The organism is Pseudomonas sp. MWU13-2517 (genome assembly GCF_023242545.1).
Taxonomy (GTDB): Bacteria; Pseudomonadota; Gammaproteobacteria; order Pseudomonadales; family Pseudomonadaceae; genus Aquipseudomonas.
In genome coordinates this window covers 12326-30768 of record NZ_JALMFA010000018.1, presented here as the reverse complement: position 1 = coordinate 30768, position 18443 = coordinate 12326, and the positions used below count along the sequence as shown (strand labels likewise).

At 59.5% G+C, this 18443-nt stretch carries 20 protein-coding genes and 1 pseudogene; 9 read left to right on the top strand and 12 right to left on the bottom strand.

Annotated elements, in window-relative coordinates; translation table 11 throughout:
- Nucleotides 1-19: 19 nt before the first annotated feature.
- The 4 genes from M5B97_RS23485 to M5B97_RS23470 form a co-directional block, all read right to left on the bottom strand.
- Complete coding sequence (locus tag M5B97_RS23485; protein WP_248732810.1) at nt 20-724, bottom strand: ABC transporter permease subunit; 705 nt, start codon at nt 722-724, stop codon at nt 20-22.
- A gap of 119 nt (nt 725-843) precedes the next feature.
- On the bottom strand, nt 844-1695 hold the full coding sequence (locus M5B97_RS23480) for a transporter substrate-binding domain-containing protein (protein WP_248732809.1): 852 nt from the start codon (nt 1693-1695) through the stop codon (nt 844-846).
- Nucleotides 1696-1832: 137 nt separating this feature from the next.
- Nucleotides 1833-2957, bottom strand: a complete 1125-nt coding sequence (locus tag M5B97_RS23475) for an FAD-binding oxidoreductase (RefSeq protein WP_248732808.1) — start codon at nt 2955-2957, stop codon at nt 1833-1835.
- 4 nt (nt 2958-2961) lie between these two features.
- On the bottom strand, nt 2962-4011 hold the full coding sequence (locus M5B97_RS23470; RefSeq protein WP_248732807.1) for an aromatic ring-hydroxylating dioxygenase subunit alpha: 1050 nt from the start codon (nt 4009-4011) through the stop codon (nt 2962-2964).
- A 164-nt stretch (nt 4012-4175) separates the two neighbouring features.
- On the opposite strand from M5B97_RS23470, the gene M5B97_RS23465 reads away from it, so the two are divergent.
- The 3 genes from M5B97_RS23465 (at nt 4176) to M5B97_RS23455 (ending at nt 6230) form a co-directional block, all read left to right on the top strand.
- On the top strand, nt 4176-5132 hold the full coding sequence (locus M5B97_RS23465) for a LysR substrate-binding domain-containing protein (RefSeq protein WP_248732806.1): 957 nt from the start codon (nt 4176-4178) through the stop codon (nt 5130-5132).
- Nucleotides 5133-5147: 15 nt separating this feature from the next.
- The gene (locus tag M5B97_RS23460; RefSeq protein WP_248732805.1) at nt 5148-5285 is read left to right on the top strand and encodes a hypothetical protein; all 138 of its coding nucleotides are present in this window, start codon (nt 5148-5150) and stop codon (nt 5283-5285) included.
- 126 nt (nt 5286-5411) lie between these two features.
- On the top strand, nt 5412-6230 hold the full coding sequence (locus M5B97_RS23455) for an alpha/beta hydrolase (protein ID WP_248732804.1): 819 nt from the start codon (nt 5412-5414) through the stop codon (nt 6228-6230).
- 235 nt (nt 6231-6465) lie between these two features.
- On the opposite strand, the gene M5B97_RS23450 is transcribed toward M5B97_RS23455, so the two are convergent.
- The gene (locus M5B97_RS23450) at nt 6466-6852 is read right to left on the bottom strand and encodes a DoxX family protein (RefSeq protein ID WP_123717997.1); all 387 of its coding nucleotides are present in this window, start codon (nt 6850-6852) and stop codon (nt 6466-6468) included.
- A 177-nt stretch (nt 6853-7029) separates the two neighbouring features.
- On the opposite strand from M5B97_RS23450, the gene M5B97_RS23445 reads away from it, so the two are divergent.
- Nucleotides 7030-8028: an NAD(P)H-quinone oxidoreductase gene (locus tag M5B97_RS23445; protein WP_248732803.1), complete on the top strand. Its 999-nt coding sequence runs from the start codon at nt 7030-7032 to the stop codon at nt 8026-8028.
- On the opposite strand, the gene M5B97_RS23440 is transcribed toward M5B97_RS23445, so the two are convergent.
- Nucleotides 8029-9153, bottom strand: coding sequence for an alkene reductase (locus M5B97_RS23440; protein WP_248732802.1), 1125 nt, complete (start codon nt 9151-9153; stop codon nt 8029-8031).
- A gap of 80 nt (nt 9154-9233) precedes the next feature.
- The gene (locus M5B97_RS23435) at nt 9234-9911 is read right to left on the bottom strand and encodes a type 1 glutamine amidotransferase domain-containing protein (protein WP_248732801.1); all 678 of its coding nucleotides are present in this window, start codon (nt 9909-9911) and stop codon (nt 9234-9236) included.
- A gap of 157 nt (nt 9912-10068) precedes the next feature.
- Here M5B97_RS23435 and M5B97_RS23430 point away from each other — a divergent pair, with 157 nt between their 5' ends.
- Nucleotides 10069-11025, top strand: a complete 957-nt coding sequence (locus tag M5B97_RS23430; RefSeq protein ID WP_123717993.1) for a GlxA family transcriptional regulator — start codon at nt 10069-10071, stop codon at nt 11023-11025.
- A 29-nt stretch (nt 11026-11054) separates the two neighbouring features.
- Here M5B97_RS23430 and M5B97_RS23425 read toward each other — a convergent pair whose 3' ends face one another.
- Nucleotides 11055-11561, bottom strand: coding sequence for a GNAT family N-acetyltransferase (locus M5B97_RS23425; RefSeq protein WP_248732800.1), 507 nt, complete (start codon nt 11559-11561; stop codon nt 11055-11057).
- A 374-nt stretch (nt 11562-11935) separates the two neighbouring features.
- On the opposite strand from M5B97_RS23425, the gene M5B97_RS23420 reads away from it, so the two are divergent.
- Entirely contained in the window at nt 11936-12808 is an 873-nt protein-coding gene (locus M5B97_RS23420; protein ID WP_123717991.1) for an undecaprenyl-diphosphate phosphatase, read from the top strand.
- A gap of 149 nt (nt 12809-12957) precedes the next feature.
- Here M5B97_RS23420 and M5B97_RS23415 read toward each other — a convergent pair whose 3' ends face one another.
- Both M5B97_RS23415 and yghU read right to left on the bottom strand, forming a co-directional pair.
- Nucleotides 12958-13920, bottom strand: a complete 963-nt coding sequence (locus M5B97_RS23415; RefSeq protein ID WP_123717990.1) for a Dyp-type peroxidase — start codon at nt 13918-13920, stop codon at nt 12958-12960.
- An 88-nt stretch (nt 13921-14008) separates the two neighbouring features.
- A complete protein-coding gene (gene yghU, locus M5B97_RS23410; RefSeq protein ID WP_123717989.1) occupies nt 14009-14836 on the bottom strand; it encodes a glutathione-dependent disulfide-bond oxidoreductase in 828 nt (275 codons plus the stop codon).
- Nucleotides 14837-14924: 88 nt separating this feature from the next.
- On the opposite strand from yghU, the pseudogene M5B97_RS23405 reads away from it, so the two are divergent.
- From M5B97_RS23405 to M5B97_RS23395, 3 genes and pseudogenes are all read left to right on the top strand, one after another.
- Nucleotides 14925-15104: pseudogene (locus tag M5B97_RS23405) on the top strand (LysR family transcriptional regulator); the annotation flags it as partial.
- Nucleotides 15101-15634, top strand: a complete 534-nt coding sequence (gene mug / locus M5B97_RS23400; protein ID WP_248732799.1) for a G/U mismatch-specific DNA glycosylase — start codon at nt 15101-15103, stop codon at nt 15632-15634. The pseudogene M5B97_RS23405 and the gene mug, both read left to right, overlap by 4 nt.
- 30 nt (nt 15635-15664) lie before the next feature.
- Nucleotides 15665-16267, top strand: coding sequence for a glutathione S-transferase family protein (locus M5B97_RS23395; RefSeq protein WP_248732798.1), 603 nt, complete (start codon nt 15665-15667; stop codon nt 16265-16267).
- A 2-nt stretch (nt 16268-16269) separates the two neighbouring features.
- Here the strand turns inward: M5B97_RS23395 and M5B97_RS23390 are convergent, their stop codons facing one another.
- Both M5B97_RS23390 and M5B97_RS23385 read right to left on the bottom strand, forming a co-directional pair.
- On the bottom strand, nt 16270-17310 hold the full coding sequence (locus M5B97_RS23390) for a GGDEF domain-containing protein (RefSeq protein WP_248732797.1): 1041 nt from the start codon (nt 17308-17310) through the stop codon (nt 16270-16272).
- A 2-nt stretch (nt 17311-17312) separates the two neighbouring features.
- On the bottom strand, nt 17313-18164 hold the full coding sequence (locus tag M5B97_RS23385) for a hypothetical protein (RefSeq protein ID WP_177421611.1): 852 nt from the start codon (nt 18162-18164) through the stop codon (nt 17313-17315).
- Nucleotides 18165-18443: the final 279 nt, after the last annotated feature.

The window sequence follows — 18443 nt, the reverse complement described above, 5'->3', positions numbered from 1 at the left end:
CTGGGTTTAGGCATGCTGCTCAGCCACGGCGCAAGGTTCGACCGACGCGCCGCTCGGCGCCGGAAAAGACCAGGCCGGATAATCCGGTCAGCACCAGGTAAAGCGCGCACCCGGTGAGAAAGAACAGCACATACTGGCTTGTGGATGCCGCGGCCACACGGCTGGCACGCATCAACTCGACCAACCCGGTGACGGAGATCAACGCCGAGTCCTTTAAGCTGATTTGCCAGACGCCGCCAAGGCCAGGCAAAGCAAAACGCAGAACCTGCGGGACGATGACCCTTCGCAGCCGCATGAAAACCGGCATACCAATGGCCTTGGCCGCCTCCAGTTCGCTACGCGATACCGCCTGAAACGCACCTCGATAAACCTCCGCCTGGTAGGCCCCCGAAACTATGCCAAGAGCCAGCGCGCCAACGAGAAAGGCCGGCATACTGATAAAACCCTCTACGCCGAAAAGCCCGCCGACACTACTTACGAGGGCCGAGCCGCCGTAGAAAAACAAATAAATGATCAGCAATTCCGGTACACCGCGAAACACCGTGGTGTAAAGGTCTCCAAGCAAACGCAAGACCAGGCTTTCATGCAGTTTCGCCGCCGCAACGAGCGTTCCAAGAACTGCACCGACCAGGAGGGCGGCCAGTGTCACCAGCAGCGTCATCAGAGCGGCCATCAGCATGACCGCGCCCCAGCCCGACGTGTCAAAACCCAATAAATTAATCACGAGTACACCCACTGATAACCGAGGCAGGAAAACGGCTCGCAAAGCACGGCCGAACCTGAAGCGCGATGCCCTTTATTCATCGGCACAACATCGTGCAATTGCGCCGATAAATCGGTCCGTCAGCGGCTAGGCGGTGTGAAGTCGTGTTTGAACCACTTCTGGCTCAGCCGGTTGATTGTTCCGTCATCGATCAGCGAGGCGACGGCTTTATCGAGTTTGACCTTGAGTTCCGGCTCACCCTTGCGAATGCCGAAAGCTTCACCTTCGCCCCAAATCGGCCCATTGATCGCAGGGCCAATCAGGACTACGCCACTGCTGGTTGGAAGTGCCATTTCACCGGCGAGAAACCCCATATCCTCGAAGACCACATCCACGCGCCCACTCTTCAGATCCATGAGCGTCTCCGGCGGCGTCTTGTATTCACGTACGGTCGCCACGGCGTCGAACTGTTCATGGATGAACTTGGAGTACACCGTGCCGGAAACAATGCCGATTACCTTACCCTTCAACTTGGCGCGCAAGTCTTCGACGGCAGAAGCATCCTGTTGCGCGTTACCGCTCAAGCGCAGCGTGCCTTGATGCAAGCTGATATTGCTGGAGTCCATCGCGATGAATGTGGCCGGGGCCTTGGTATAGGGGCGGGAAAAATCGATGATCTGTTTGCGTGGCTCGCTGATAGCCAGTGCGTCCATCACCACGTCGAACTTGCCGGCCTGCAGACCTGGAATCAACCCGTCCCAGTCCTGCGCAATAAGCGTGCAGTGGGCCTGCATGCGCTCGCAAAGTACTTTGGCCATTTCGGGTTCAAAGCCGTCGAAACTGCCGTCTGGCAATGTTTTGTTCCAGGGCTCATAGACCCCTTCCGTGGCGATCAGAATGCTGTCCCATTGCTTGGCTTGAGCGGCCAAGTAACCTGAGCACAGCACCAACAAGAGCGAGGAGACGGCGAATACGGTTTTATTGTTTTTCATTTTTATTCTCCGATGCAAAAATTCTGAAGGTCACACAGGGCACACGATCCACGGATATTGCAGTTCTCTTATTCGTTCTACGGGTACTCACGGTTCGTGGAATATCTTTGACGGTATAGCTTTCGCACATCGTCCCTTCACTGCTTCATACCGCCCAGCGCCAACACTACCGACGACGTCGGTCGGGCACAGCAAAGCAATACCTGGCCAGCATCGGGCACTATCAAAGGGTCCTCGATGTATTCAACGCTGCCGCTCAGGAGTGGGGTCAGGCAGGTATTGCAAAGCCCGGCACGGCAGCTGAACTGCGCAGATAATCCGGTTTGTTCTGCCAGTTCCAGCAATGTATGGCAGCCTTCGCCCCACATCACAGCGGGGCCTGACGGATCGAAGCGCACACTCATCTCTGTCTCGGACACCTGCTTCACGCCAGCCGGCGGTGATACAGATACGGTTACCGGCTCGTCTTCGTCGAGAATCGTCGCAGGACCAAAAAACTCGTAACGGATGCGCGTCTTCTCGATACCCAACCCCCGCAGCAGGCGCCAATTAGCCTGCATAAACGGGCGAGGTCCGCACAGATAAACGTCGTAATCATCAAGCGGCAGCAGTTGTTGCAAGGTTTCGCGGTTGACGAGCCCACTGCTGTGATGACGGCGATTCTCAATGTCACCAATGGTTGGCGCCCGATAACAGAAATGCACATGGATGTTTGAGCGTCTGGCCGCCAGTGCCAGCACCTCCTCACGTAACGCATGCACATCACCATTTTCGCAAGCGTGAATGAAGTACACGGCTCGAACGGAACACGTCGCCAGGCGATGCAACATACTCACCATGGGGGTTAATCCAACGCCACCGCTGAACAGCACGATCGGGCGGCCACTGCTTTCATCAAGGACGAAGTCACCGGAGGGGCCGGCAATGTCCAGGTGTTCACCGACGTTCAATGACTCATGCAAAAAACTTGATCCGACACCCGAAGGTACGTCGGGCAGATGTACTGGAGCGGTTTCGTGCTTGACCGAAATACGCACCTGGGAATGATCGTCCGGATCACCGGACAGGCTGTAGGTCCGAAACACCTGAGCCCCGTCCGCAAGGGGAATGCGTACAACGATGAACTGACCAGGACGGAACGCGATGCCGGTGCCGTTTAGTGTCGGTCTGAGCACGAACGACGTTATCGACGCGCTCTCGCGGACCTTTTCGGTCACGAGAACGCGCGTAAAACCCTTCGAGAGGCTGATGGACTCATGCATGGCTTCATGCCTCTCTCAACGGTATCAAGCCAGCAGGCTCTTGTTCGGCGCGAATCAGCGCCTCCATACCACGTCGAAAACGCAAAGGGCCGGAGTCTATTGCCAGGTCGATGTTGGGTGTCGTGCGTTTTTTCATGCCGGCGTGCACCGCGGCGAGGATCACTCGGTCCTCTTCGAAAGCACGGCGCACATCGCTGGCAAATTGCTGAGACACGCCCTCATCATCAGCATCGAAGTTGCGCAACTGGAACCAGTAGTAGCGAGTCCGGTTCTCGTCTACCGGTGTCATGAAATTATAGGAGTCCATCAGGAATGCCTTTTCATGCACTGGGCCATTTTCGCCAGCGGTACCCGCCGGCGTCAGCACACCCTTGATGATTGCGTGGGCCGGGTAACGGACTTCGTAGTATTGCAGACGGTCGCAACGACCTTCGAACTTGAGGTATTTGGTATAGAAAGGCGCTACATCAACGTCGTGCAACCACCGCGAGACCACCACACCGTCAGGTTTGACGGCAGTCTGTAATGGCTGCGATTCACAGGCCGAATTGCCAAAGGTGGATTGATGTACCCAAGCGACATGGGAGGGATCAAGCAGGTTATCTGTCATGAACAGATAGTTGCACTCGATCGTCATGGAGTCGCCACGGTTCAGACCCCATTGCGGGTCTTGCCACTCTGCGATATCGAGAATTTTCGAACGGTCAGCGCGTGCTGGATCACCCATCCATACCCAGATCAGTCCATAGCGTTCTTCAACCGGGTAACTTTGCACATGAGCGGCTTGCGGCACATGCGATACGCAGGTTGCTTTTACACATGCCCCCGATCCGTCAAAGGTCAGGCCGTGGTAACCGCACTCCACCGTATCCCCTCGCAGACGTCCCATGGACAACGGCAGTTTGCGGTGCGGGCAGGCGTCTTCCAGCGCTACGACAACGCCATCCGTCTTGCGATACAAGACAATGGACTCACCAAGCAGGGTGACGGCATGCAAGGCATGTTTTACTTCCGTATCCCACGCAGCGACATACCAGGCGTTTTTCAAGAACATGGCTCGAAGCTCCTCTTATTATGCACGTCCAGCTCTTACTCGCTGGGCTTGATGAGGGAGATCGTAGAACTGCCATACCCAAAAGAATAGATGGGCTTTTCTATTGCTTTTTATAGATTTTCTAAACTATAAATCAACTGAACTTCTCTTGATCGGGATCAACCATGAGCTATCTCCCTCCTCTGCGCTCACTGGAAATATTTGAGGCCGTGGGGATCTGTGGCGGTATTTCCCAAGCAGCGAAACGGCTAGGTGTTTCACCAGGCGCCGTTAGCCAGCAGATGAAACTGCTGGAAGAATCAGTTGGTCAAAGTCTTACGGTCAAGGACGGACAGCGACTGCGCTTGAATGCTGCAGGGCAGCGTTTTCATGAAGGTTGCAGCGAAGCCTTCGAACGGCTTCGAGCGGCAACCGCGGAGCTGGAGCGCTCAAAAAACCCTAACAACTTGTTCATCAGCGCCTTGCCATCTTTGCTGTCCAAATGGCTGGCTCCTCTTGTTTCCGGGTGGCAATCCGAATACCCCGGTCTGAGCGTTTATCTTGATGGTACGCATACAGAGCCGTCGAAGGCTGACGCTAATGGCATCGACTTTAGAATCAGCTATGGCGAAGGAATGCAGGACAACAGCCACACCATGGAGCTGTTCCGCGACTGCGTGATACCGGCTTGCAGTCCGGCATTGCTGGCCGATCCTGATGCTCAAATTGATGTGGCTGAGATACTTAACTATCCCCTGCTGACCATCGACTGGCGACCCAAGTTCGAATCACCACCTTCATGGCCGGAATGGTCAGCACACCACGGAGTATCCGGTGTGGTCATCAATAACAGCCGGATTTTTTCCCTTTCGAGCATGGCCATACAAGCGGCGATTGAAAGCCAGGGAATAGTGCTGGCGCAGTACTCGATGATCAAGAACGACATTGATAACGGTCGATTGATCCTCCCTTGCCGGCGAGCTATGCCCCTACCGTCGTCCTACTATTTGAGCTGGAATCACAGCACCTTTCATAAGCCCCAGTGCCGTGCATTTCAGCGCTGGCTGATCGCTCGCGGACGGGAGCAGCGAAACTTCTCTGATCAACTGATCTCCGATAATTTATGTGATCCCGTCATTTGATATCGTCCCTTCTGTTTGATATCTACAGAGAAGCTTTGCGCCTGGATATCGATCAGTAACCCGCTGTTGAATTCCAACCACGGCGGCCTGCCCATCGGTGAACGCATCATCGTCGTTGGTCGCGTGTGTGCCGATGCGCCGTTGTCCACCTGAACACCAAGCCCACACGAGCCCCGCCTCTTTACCTGAACCATCAACCGAGCACAGGCATACAAGACCTGCGTGCCGTTTCACACGATAGTGTCTATGAACCACTTGCCCCTGACCAAGGAGTTTTCCATGAGCACATTCGTAGCGAAAGACGGTACACAGATCTATTTCAAGGATTGGGGCAGCGGCAAGCCCGTCCTGTTCAGCCACGGTTGGCCGCTGGATGCCGACATGTGGGAATACCAGATGGAATATCTGAGCAGCCGCGGCTTTCGTACCATCGCATTTGACCGCCGTGGTTTCGGCCGCTCGGACCAGCCGTGGACCGGCAACGACTACGACACCTTCGCCGACGACATCGCCCAGTTGATCAACCACCTGGACCTCAAAGACGTGACCCTGGTCGGCTTCTCCATGGGGGGCGGCGACGTGGCCCGCTACATCGCACGCCATGGCACCGCCCGCGTGGCCGGCCTGGTACTGCTGGGCGCCGTGACGCCGCTGTTCGGACAGAAACCGGATTACCCGCAGGGCGTGCCGACCGACGTGTTCGATGGCATCAAAGCCGGCCTGCTCAAGGACCGTGCGCAGTTCATCGCCGACTTCAATACCCCGTTCTTCGGCCTCAACAAGGGCCAGAAGGTCTCGGATGGCGTACTGACCCAGACCCTGCAGATCGCCCTGCAAGCCTCGCTCAAATCCACCGTGGATTGCGTTACCGCCTTCTCGCAAACCGACTTCCGCCCGGACATGGCCAAGATCGACGTACCGACCCTGGTGATCCACGGCGACGGCGACCAGATCGTGCCAATCGAGACCACCGGCAAGGTCGCCGCACAGATGATCAAAGGTGCCGAGCTGAAGGTCTACAAGGACGCGCCGCACGGGTTCGCGGCAACGCACGCACAGGCGTTGAATGAGGACTTGCTGGCGTTCCTGAACCGCTGAAACACCCTCTCCTTATTTGGCCGGGCTTGCCCTGACGCCAGTCAGTTAAGAAGGAGAAAGGCTAAAAAGTAACCTGTGGCGAGGGAGCTTGCTCCCGTTGGACTGCGCAGCAGTCCCATGCTTTGTAAACAAAGAGCGGGGCCGCTTCGCGGCCCAACGGGAGCAAGCTCCCTCGCCACACATACAGCGTTCACCCTTAACTTACTGGCATCAGGGCCTGCCCGGCCCTTTTTTTTCAGGCCCAACGCTGAGCGACGGTAAAACGGCCAGGCCCACTGATCAGCACGCTGGTGAAAATGATCAACAGCAACCAGCCGAACTGCCCTTCGAACAACGTCCACTCGGGATGCACCACCAGCATCGCGATCAGCAATACGGCCAGGATCGGCAAGCACGCCAGGCGGGTCAGCACCCCGGCGAGGATCAGCAACGGGCACAGCACTTCGGCGAAGATCGCCAACAGCAGGGTGACATTTGCGCCCAGGTGAAAAGGGTCTTCGATCAATTTCAGTTGCGCGCCGTAGTTCAGCACCTTCGGCAAACCATGGACCCACAGCAGGAACAGCGCCCCGCTGGCCCGCAAAAACAGCAGCCCGGCATCCTGGTGTTTTGATTCGTTCATAAGCACCTCGTGTGCATGAAAACCGACCGGCGCCTGTGCACCGGAACCCGGTACGATTGTCTTGCAACGACGAGCCGGCGGCTTGCAGCCATGTGCTGACATGAAAGGGTTCCGATTGAATCAACGGCCGCGTAAGGTAGTCCCACTTCATATGTTCACGACTACAGGAATCGCACGATGTCCCTGCCCCAAGACATGACCTTGATCGAAATCACCAGCCCAGGCGGCCCCGAAGTGCTCAAGCCACGCTCGGCACCGGTGCCCTCCCCGGCAGCCGGCGAAATCCTGATTCGCGTGCGAGCCGCCGGGGTCAACCGCCCCGACGCGCTGCAACGCGCCGGCAAGTACCCGATGAAGCCCGGCATGAGCCCGATTCCGGGGCTGGAAGTGGCGGGTGAAGTGGTGGCATTGGGCGACGGTGTGACGGCGTACGCCGTGGGCGACAAAGTATGTGCGCTGACCAATGGCGGCGGTTACGCGCAATATTGCAGCGCGCCTGCCGGCCAGGTGTTGCCGGTCCCCGACGGCCTGGACTGGATTCATGCCGCCGCCATCCCCGAAACCTTCTTTACCGTCTGGGCTAATCTGTTCGGCCTGGGCGGCGCGCACAAGGGCCAGCGTGCCCTGATCCACGGCGGTACCAGCGGCATCGGCACTACCGCGTTGATGCTGTGTCGCGAGTTCGGCATCCAGGCTTTTGCCACGGCCGGCAGTGCCGACAAATGCGCCGCCATCACCGAGCTGGGTGCCGAGGCGATCAATTATCGCGAGCAGGATTTCGCCCAGGTCATCGCCGAGAAAACCGGCGGCCACGGCGTGGATGTGGTGCTCGACATCATGGGTGCCTCTTACCTCAACAACAACCTCAAGGCCCTGGCGATGGACGGCCGCCTGGTGATGCTCGGCTTCCTTGGCGGCGGCAAGGCCCATGACGTCGACCTGCTGACCATCCTGGCCAAGCGTGCCAACATCACCGGCTCGCTGTTGCGCCCGCGCACCCGGGAAGAGAAAGCCGCCATCGCCGACCAATTGCGCGAACACGTATGGCCGGTGCTGTCAGCGGGACGTTGCGTGCCGATGATCGACCAGGTGTTCGATTACACCGAAGCCGACAAGGCCCATGCGCGGATGGAAGGTGGCGACCATATCGGCAAGATTGTGTTGCGCGTAGCCTGATTACCCGGCGTAAACCGGGTAATCGGTGTACCCCACCTGCGTCCCGCCATACAAGCCTTCGGCACGCAGCGGATTCAGTGGCCAGCCATTGAAGATCCGCTGCGGCAGGTCCGGGTTGGCAATGAACGGACGCCCGAACGCGATCAGGTCCGCCAGGCCCGCCTCGACCAACCGTGCGCCACGCTCAGCGGTATAACGCCCGGCGTAGAGGATACGGCCGCTGAAAGTGCTGCGTACGGCTTCGCGGAATGTGTCGGGCAGGTCAGGCGCGTTGTCCCAATCCGCTTCGGCGATCGAGACATAGGCAATCCCCGAGGCCTCCAGCACCTTGATCGCTTCGATATAGGTGTGATGTGGGTCGTCTTCTACCAGGCCGATATACACGCGGTCCTGTTCCGTGCCGCTGAACAGCGGCGAAAAACGCACGCCGAGGCGCTGCGGCCCGACCACCGCACTCACGGCCTCGACAATTTCCCGCAGGAAACGCAAGCGATTGTGCAGCGAGCCGCCGTACTCGTCTTCACGCTGGTTGGCATGGGCCGAGATGAACTGGTTGACCAGGTAACCATTGGCAGCGTGGATCTCCACCCCATCAAAGCCTGCGTCCAGGGCATTGCGGGCGGCCTGGGCGTAATGACCCACAAGCTCCTCGATCTCCAGCACGCTCAACGCCCGCGGTACGGGCGGTTGCACCAGCTCACCCGTACCCGGCGCGGTTTCAATAAAGGCTTTCGCTTGTCGGGCAGCAATGGCGGACGGCGCGACCGGGGCGGCGCCCTCCGGTTGCAGCGCGTTATGGGAAACGCGGCCGACGTGCCACAACTGCGCAAAGATCACCCCGCCTTCGCCATGTACCGCGTCGGTGACTGTGCGCCAGCCGTCGATCTGCGCGGGGCTGTAGATGCCCGGCGTCCACGCGTACCCCTGGCCTCGGGGCTCAATCTGCGTGCCCTCGCTGATCATGAAGCCGGCAGTGGCACGCTGACGGTAATACTCGGCCATCAGCGCCGTGGCGATGTCGCCGGGTTGGGCACTGCGTTGGCGAGTCAGGGGCGGCAGGACGATACGGTTGTTCAAGGTATGGTTGCCCAGCTTGATCGGGGCATTTAAAACACTGTGGATCATGAGCGATATTCCAAATTTGGCGCGAACAAAAGCCTTGGCGACTCTGTAGAGTCGCCAAGCGATACAGCGGTTTTAGTGATTTACGCGGTGAGTTTCAGCAGGGCCTGGGCTACGTCGCTGGAGCTGGCCGGATTCTGCCCGGTGACCAGCAAACCGTCTTTGAGCACAAAAGACTGCCAGTCGGCGCCTTTTTCATAGTGGCCGCCGAGGGCCTTGAAATCATCTTCAATCAGAAACGGTACCACCTCGGTCAGGCCCACGGCCGCCTCTTCCGAATTGGAGAAGCCAGTGACTCGGCGGCCCTTGACCAGCGGTTCGCCGTTCACGGCCTTGACATGACGCAGCGCACCCGGCGCATGGCAGACAAAACCGATGGGCTTGCCGGCACGTTCGAAAGACTCGATCAGCGCGATGGACGTAGGCGACTCAGCCAGGTCCCACAGCGGGCCATGGCCGCCGGGGTAGAACACGGTGTCGAAGTCAGCCGCCTTGACCGTGTCCAACCGGACGGTGCTCGCCAGCGCCTGTTGCGCCGCCGGGTCCGCCGCAAAACGCCGCGTCTGCTCGGTTTGCGCATCCGGTTGATCGCTCACCGGGTCCAGTGGCGGTTGCCCGCCGGCTGGGGAGGCCAGCACCAACTCGGCACCGGCGTCTTTGAATACGTAATAGGGTGCAGCAAACTCTTCAAGCCAGAAGCCGGTTTTCTTGCCGGTGTTGCCAAGCTGGTCGTGAGAGGTCAGTACCATTAATACTTTCATCGTTCAGTGCCTCGGGATGTCTGTGGGTTGAAGCTTATGAGCCGGGTGATCGCCGCACAACGTCATATCCGCAAGGTTTTCGGACATGCCACCGCGGCAGTTGCCGTTTGCCTGCCATCCACCGACAATCCTTCACCCCTGCCCCTGGAGAAACACGATGCACAGCATCGCGCTGCTGGTTTACCCGAACTTCCAATCCCTGAGCCTGAGCCTGGCTTCGGTGTTCGAATGCGCCAACCTGCTCCAGGGCGAACCGGCTTACGCGTTCCATCTGGTGTCGGAGCATGGCGGTGCGGTGATGACGTCCCAGGGATTTTCGGTCAACACCACGCCGATGCGGCCTGAGGGCTATGACACGTTGATCGTCAGCGGTTACCTGGAGTTCCAATTACCCGAGGCCAACCTGCCGGCACTGGTCAAGACCGCCTCTGCGCAATCACGCCGGATCGCTTCGCTGTGCATGGGCATCTTCGTGCTGGCCGAAGCCGGGCTGCTCGACGACAAGCGCGCCACCACCCACTGGATTCACGCCCCGGCGTTCCGCAAGCGCTACCCCCACATTCATCTGGAAGAGGACAAACTGTTTGTCGTCGATGGCCAGGTGTGGACCGGCGCCGGCATGAGTGCCGGTATGGACCTGGCGCTGGCCATGGTGGAGAACGACCTGGGCAGCGACCTGGCTCGGCGTATCGCACGCAAACTGGTGATCGCCCAGCGCCGTGGCAGTGAGCAGTCGCAACTGTCGGCGCTGCTGGAGCTGGACCCCAAGTCCGACCGTGTGCAATTGGCCCTGGCCTATGCCCGCGAGAACCTGACCCACGACTTGTCGGTGGAGGCCCTGGCCGACGTGGCGCGACTCAGTCCACGCCAGTTCAGCCGGGTGTTTCGCGAAGAAACCGGGCAGACCCCCGCCAAGGCTATCGAGTCACTGCGGGTGGAAGCGGCCCGGGCCTTGATGGAAACCAGCCGGCATCCGGTCGAAGTGGTGGCCCGCGAAACCGGGTTCGGTGATCGCGAGCGCATGCGCCAGGCCTTCCTGCGCGCCTTTGGGCAACCGCCGCAGGCGATGCAGCAGCTGCTGTTCGCGACACGCACGGGGAGCACCCGCGCCTGACCGCCGGGCATTTCGACATCCACCCTGTCTCAGTGCAGCGCAGCCCGGGTGATCAGGTAATTCACCAACTGCGGCTCATCATCCAGCTCGATGGTTTGCACCAGGCGCGGCAGGTTATCCAGCACGGTGCGCCAGAACGCCTGGGCCGCTTCGTCCTGGTCATAAAAACGCAGCAGCCACTGGGTATCGCCGCTGCACAGCACCTGGGTGGCGATGGCGCGGCCGATGCCTTTGCGGCGGTAGCGCTTGAGGATGAACAGGTCGGCCAGTTCCAGGGCGTGGATGCCCGGCAGTTCACTGCTTTCGATCAACAGGAAGCCGGCGATGCAGCCATCGACCAGCAACAGGTTGGCGCTCCACTGCGGGTCTTGCCAGTAACGGTCCAGGTGCTCGTCGTGAATGTAGAAACGGCCGTCCGCTTCGACATCTTCCTGCTCCCAGTCCGAAGACTCATAGGCGTAGTACTGGTAGAGATTGCGGATCAGCTCGGCGGCTTCGGGGCCGGTCTGGATCAGTTCGACGGTGGTTTCAGGCATGGGGCTCTCAGTGAAAAAACGCAGGGCGCCATTGTTCACAAAACCCGGAGGCAGGCCAATACATTGTCCAACCTTTCTGTTGGCTGAACCGATTGCGTATTTATCCCGCCCCGGCCAAAATCCTGAAACATTTAGAATAAACTTTACCGATTACCCCTAATGCCAGTCAGTTAAGCGACGGAGCGGACAACAAGTAACCTGTGGCGAGGGAGCTTGCTCCCGTTGGACTGCGTAGCAGGCCCAGCCTTTTCAAGCCCAAAGCTGGGGCCGCCTCGCGACCCAGCGGGAGCAAGCTCCCTCGCCACAGTGACTATGCCCTCCTTAACTGACTGGCATTTACCGATCACCCCGCCCTTTATTCAAGGAAGCCTATCTTGACAAACGTTTGTACCGCCGGCCTGGACGTGGGTTTCGCCTCCCTGGATTACCTGCAGATCTTCATCCTGGGTGTGATCCAGGGCATTACCGAACTCTTGCCGGTGTCGTCTACCGCCCACATGCGCGTGGTGCCCGCCCTGCTCGGCTGGCAAGACCCCGGCTCGGCATTCTCCGCCGCCATGCAATTGGCCGCGCTGGCGGCGGTGGTCAGCTACTTCTGGCACGACGTACGCCAGGTGACCACCGGCAGCATCAGTGCAGTGCGCCGGGGTGACTACAACGACCGCTGGTTCAAGCTGGCGGTGGCGATTGTGCTGGCGACCATCCCGATTGGTATCGCCGGCCTGGCGCTGTCGTCCACCCTGAACGCCTGCAACTCGCCGTTGCGCGGCCTGATGGTCGTCGGCATTTCCTGCGTGGTGATGGCGGTGTTGTTGGCGGTGGCCGAGGTCCGTGCCCGGCATACCCGGGAAGTGAGCGAAATGCGCCTGCGCGACGCGTTGATCGTGGGTATCGCGCAGATCGGCGCCTTGATTCCGGGCGTATCGCGTTCGGGCTCGACCCTGACCGCCGCACTGTTTCTCAACTTCAAGCGTGAAGAAGCCGCACGCTTTTCCTTCCTGCTGGGCCTGCCGGCCATTGCGTTGGCCGGTCTGAAGGAACTGTGGCTGCTGCTGCACGTCGAGATGCCTGCCCATGCCTGGTCGCACTTGCTGTTCGGCCTGGTGGTTGCCAGCGTATCGGCGTTCTTTGCGATCTGGGGCCTGATGAAGTTCCTGGAGCGCTTCTCCACCTGGCCATTCGTGATCTACCGCGCGCTGCTGGGGATCTTCCTGATTGTGGCGGTCAGCACTGGCCTGCTGAGCTGACGCAAAATGAAGAAGGGAGTTCGCGCCTGACACCAGTCAATCAAGGCTTTTTGTAGCGAGCTTGCTCGCGAAAAACTCACAGACGCCGCGTTCATTCAGGCAACACGCGTTATCGTTGACGTTTTTCGCGGGCAAGCCCGCTCCTACGCTTATAGCCCGCTCGTACGCTCGGCCAGCGCTTCGAGCAGGTCGGCCGAAGGCACGAAAAACAGACCGCCAGTGACGGCAGTGCTGAAGTCCAGCAAGCGGTCATAATTGCCGACCGGGCGGCCGACGAACATGTTTTCCAGCATCTGCTCCAGTGGCTGCGGCGAACGCGCATAGCCGATGAAGTAGGTGCCGAACTCTCCGGCGCCGGGGCGGCCGAAAGGCATGTTGTCGCGCAGGATCTTCACTTCTTCACCGTTCTCGTCGGTGATAACGGTCAACGCACTGTGGGAGTTGGTCGGCTTGGTCTCGTCATCCAGTTCGATGTCCGACAGCTTGGTACGCCCGATCACCTTCTCCTGGGCTTCCACTGTCAGGCCGTTCCACGCCGTCATGTTGTGCAGGTATTTCTGCACCAGCACGTAGCTGCCGCCACTGAAGCCCGGGTCTTCGTCGCCGACGAGGGTGAAAGCCTCGGCCTTGCGCCCCACCGGGTTCTCGGTGCCGTCGACAAAACCGATGATGCTGCGCATATCGAAGTAGCGGAAACCCTGGACTTCATCCACCACTTTCACGCTGTCGCCCAAGGCTGTCATCAGTTGGGTGGCCAGCTCGAAGCACAGGTCCATCTGGTCGGCGCGGATGTGCAGCAGGATGTCGCCGGGAGTGGCCACCGCCTTGCGCCCCTCCACGCCGAACTCGCGAAACGGATGCAACGCCGCCGGGCGCGGGGCGCCGAAAAGCCGGTCCCACGCCTGTGAGCCGAACCCGCACACACAGGTAAGGTTGCCCGACGGCACGCGCTTGCCCACCGAACGCACCAGGCCGGCGATGTCGGCGCACCAGGCACGCACGCCGTCGACATCGCCGGGTGCAAGGGTGGCGACCATGAAAATCGCGCTGCTGGTGATCGGGTGGCAGACGGACTGCGGCTCCAGGGGCGGCTGTACAGGGCATGTTTTCATGAGGGTGTTCCACAAACAAAAGAGGGGTTGAATTCGGGCAGATCAAAAAAGCGAGCAGACTGGCTCGCTCCCGCACGTTGACTGAGGGTCAGTCCAAATCGCTGGCATCATGGCGCTCAAGTATGCCCTCGTCCGCCGAAGCGCGATTCACCCGCCGCCCCCGTTGCACCGCAGGGCGCGCCTCGATCGCCTCGGCCCAGCGCAGCACATGCTTGTATTCATGCACCGACAAAAACTCCGCCGCGCCATATAAACGCCCTTTCACCAACCCACCATACCAAGGCCAGATGGCAATATCGGCAATGGTGTATGCGTCCCCGGCAATGTATTCGCTCACCGCCAGGCGCTGATCCAAAACATCGAGCTGGCGCTTGGTCTCCATGGCGAACCGGTTAATGGGGTATTCCATCTTGCTCGGCGCATACGCATAAAAGTGCCCGAAACCACCGCCCAGATACGGCGCGCTGCCCATCTGCCAGAACAACCACGACAGGCACTCAGCGTGCGCAGCAGGCTCAGTGGGCAAGAACGCCCCAAACTTCTGCGCCAGGTACAGCAGGATCGCCCCCGACTCAAACACCCGGATCGGCGTATCGCCACTGTGATCCATCAAGGCCGGGATCTTGGAGTTCGGGTTGACCGACACAAAGCCGCTGCCGAACTGATCGCCGTCACCGATCCTGATCAGCCAGGCGTCGTACTCGGCGCCGGCATGCCCCAACGCCAACAGCTCTTCCAGCAGGATCGTCACCTTCTGCCCGTTTGGCGTAGCCAGGGAATACAGCTGCAATGGATGTTTGCCGACGGGCAAGGCCTTATCGTGGGTGGCACCGGCGACAGGCCGGTTGATGCTGGCGAAGGTGCCGCCGTTTTCGGTGTCCCAGGTCCAGACTTTCGCAGGTACGTAATCGGTCATGCTGAGTGCTCCAGAAGCGCTTGCGATCAACGAAGCGCTCCAGACTAAGCCATTGGCGGGTGGTTGGTCACGCGATGGATGCCGCCACCTGGTCAGCCAGTTGCTCAGTCGTCAGGCGCGGGCAGACGGGTTGCTGTCGCCCCTGGCGCAATCCACTATACGCGGGCCCCGTTGGGCGTCGCTGGCCCATCGTGACAGTGAATACGAGCCCATGGCGCGCCGTTTCACCGCGTGGCTGCCGACCCATTTGCAGGTGGACACGACATGAACGAGCGGCTTGAAAACATCCTCGCCGAGCACCTGAGCGTGGTGTTCTGCGGCATCAACCCCGGCAAGGGCTCCGCCGCCATCGGCCAGCACTTTGCCAATCGCAGCAACCGCTTCTGGCGCACGCTGCACCGGGCGGGTTTCACGCCCCATGAGATTCGCCCCGAGGACGGCCCCACGTTGTTGCAATACCGCTGCGGCCTGACCACGCTGGTGGAGCGGCCCACCGCCAGCGCGGGGGAATTGGCCCGGCATGAATTCATGCAGGCGGCGACGGCGCTCGAACACAAAATTGGCCGCTGCCGGCCGCGCTACGTGGCGTTTCTCGGCAAGGCGGGTTACAGCGCACTGTCCGGCCGGCGCACGATTGCCTGGGGGTTGCAGCCGCAACCCTTCGCTGGGGCGAATGTGTGGGTGCTGCCCAACCCCAGCGGGCGCAACCTGGCGTTCAGCCTGGAACAATTGGTGCAGGCGTACCAGCCACTGCGTGAAGCCATTGCGCACGCCGAGCCGGTGCCCTTACTCTCTTGAGCCCGACACCCCGAAAGCAATGGAGGCTTCATGAAACTGATCGGCATGCTGGACTCGCCCTACGTACGCCGCGTGGCCATTTCCCTGGACCTGTACGGGGTGGACTTCACCCATGAAGCGCTGTCGGTGTTCAGCACTTACAGCGAATTCGCGCAGATCAACCCGGTGGTCAAGGCGCCCACCCTGGTGCTGGACGATGGCACGGTGCTGATGGATTCGAGCCTGATCCTGGACTATCTGGAAACCCTGGCCCCGGCTGATAAAAAGCTGCTGCCTCAATCGCCCGCTGCACGCGCGCGCGAGCTGCAACTGCTCGGGCTGGCCCTGGCCGCCTGTGAGAAAAGCGTGCAGATCGTGTATGAGCAAAAGCTGCGCCCAACCGAGAAACAACACGCCCCCTGGCTCGAGCGCGTCAGCGGGCAACTGCTGGCCGCCTTCGGCTTGCTCGACAAACAGCTGGGCCAAGCCGCTGGTAACGTGCTTTCCCAAGCGTCGCTGACGGCGGCCGTGGCCTGGTCCTTCAGCCAGTTCACCGTGCCCTCGGTGGTAAAGGCCGATGCATTTCCCAACCTGCAACGCCACGCCGAGCAGTTGGAGCAGCACCCAGCCTTCAAACGCTACCCCATCGAGTAAATTCACTCAGTCGTCGCACCGCACGGTGCGGCGACCGGCTCGCCCTCCAGATACACGCAATCCTTGCCATTACGCTTGGCGCTGTACAAATTCCTGTCGGCGACCTTGAGCACCACCGACATATCCGCCCCCGCCGAAAACCGCGCCATGCCCGCACTGCAGGTGTAGTTGTGCGGCGCGGCGACACTGCGCCGGATCGCCTGCAACAGGTCCAGGGCAAAGTCGCAGGCAAGCGCCGAGTCATCGCCCAGCCACAGCACGCCGAACTCTTCGCCGCCGATCCGGCCGAAACTGTGGCTGCCTTTGGCATTTCTCAGGCAGGCGGCCATGGCGCACAGGATCTTGTCGCCGACATCGTGGCCATAGAGGTCATTCTTGGATTTGAAACTGTCGATATCCAGCATCAGGAAATAGCCGCTTTGGCCATCGGCAAGCAGATCGTCGAAGCATTGCATGAACGCGCGTCGGTTGAGGATGGACGTCAGGTAATCGGTCTCCGCCATCACGCGGAACTCGCTTTCCACCAACAGTACCGAGCGCAGGGTCTTCAAATAGGAAAAGCTCAGGACAAAGCCGATCGACACCGACGACGCGCAAAAAAGCCACAGGAAGGTCTGCGTTTCAATGTAGATATCCGTCTGCATCAAAGGCCACAGGATCAGCCATACCAGCGCAGTACAGATCAGATAGTCCTGGACACTGATAAACAGGATGGCGCTGCTGATGACCAGTATGACCGCCAACGGCAAGACGAAAACGCGCAACTCGTCATGCGCGCCGATGACATAGGCAAAACCTGCCGACAACACCACCACGTAGACAACCCCCAGCACGCGCCACAGGTGCAAGTTCTCGATGACGTAATGAAGCCGGCACACCACCAGCAGGCAAGCACTGAGCAGCAACGAGAAACTGTCGAACTCAATGGCCGGATGAATCAGCAGCAGCGCCGCCCAGGCCACAATTCCAATGCCTTCGGCCTGGATGACCGCCGGCGAGAGCAACCGGCGCATTCTGAGTCTCAACTTCAAGTGAGCAGGCATCTCTACGCTCCCATCTCAACGGCATGCACGCTCACCGCAAATGAAAAAGCCATGAACCGCCGCACCAGGCTGGCAAACCGCGGCAGCACTTCCAATCGGGTCTTGGAGTGGACTTTGAAATAGCCCTTTTCAACCCCCTCCTGGACCACTCGGATAACGTGGGTTTTCGACACTGAAAGTTGTTTGGCCAAGGCCAGGTAGGAAGACGAACGAAACCGTGCCCGTTGATTGTCCGGCGCAAAAGCATCGTTGTAGATCGCGAGCATCAACATATGCCCGGCATCTCTTTTGACCAGCCAGTAACACTCGGGCAGCAACACATCGACGGTGAGGTCGGCGGCCAGAATGACGCCAAAGCCTTTGAAATAGGTGGCCAGGAACTGCTGATCGTCCAACGCGTGCATTTGCCGAAGGACGGCGCGTTCCGGGCACATCAGCGTCAATGAGTGAGTAATCGACGTCAACATCAAACGCACTTCGCGGCAAGCTTCTTCCGACGGCGCATACACCCGGAAGCGGCTGTCTTCGGGGTGCGGCGCGACGTCCATGAAGCCCAGCGCGCGTAACAGCGAAAAGATCGATTCCAGGCTGTTTCGCGAGCAATACCCCCGCGCCACACAAAAGCTTTTGACATCGGACAGTAACGGCGTCGGCTTGCAGAAGTAATCACTCAACAAAGCCACGGACACCATCAAACGGCTGTACTTGAGTGCACTCTTGTAGAAAAACGGCCGTTTTGAATAGGGGCCCAACTGCACCGTGTAATGCGCCCGGATGAAACGTTCAAAATCCACATGGCGTTCGAGCTCCTGCGCCGTGTGACATATAGCCAACTTCAACGAACTGACGTGCATGAATGAGCCCTGACCAACCAACTATCTTCCACTGATCTCGGCCACAGAAGTTCCTGTGACCCGGTCCCAAAACAACTCACGTCGCAAGACTTCAGGTAATAGCGCTTTGCCTGATGGCGCAATGTACAGCGATTGACCGACCAGACGTCATCAGTACCAAAGTTGTTCCAAGGTGGTAATCGCCCATAACCCAGAGAACGCTTGTGACACTTCTCCTGTAATTACGCCTTGCACTTATTGAATAACTCCATCCAGACATTGATCAGCGAACCTTCTCGG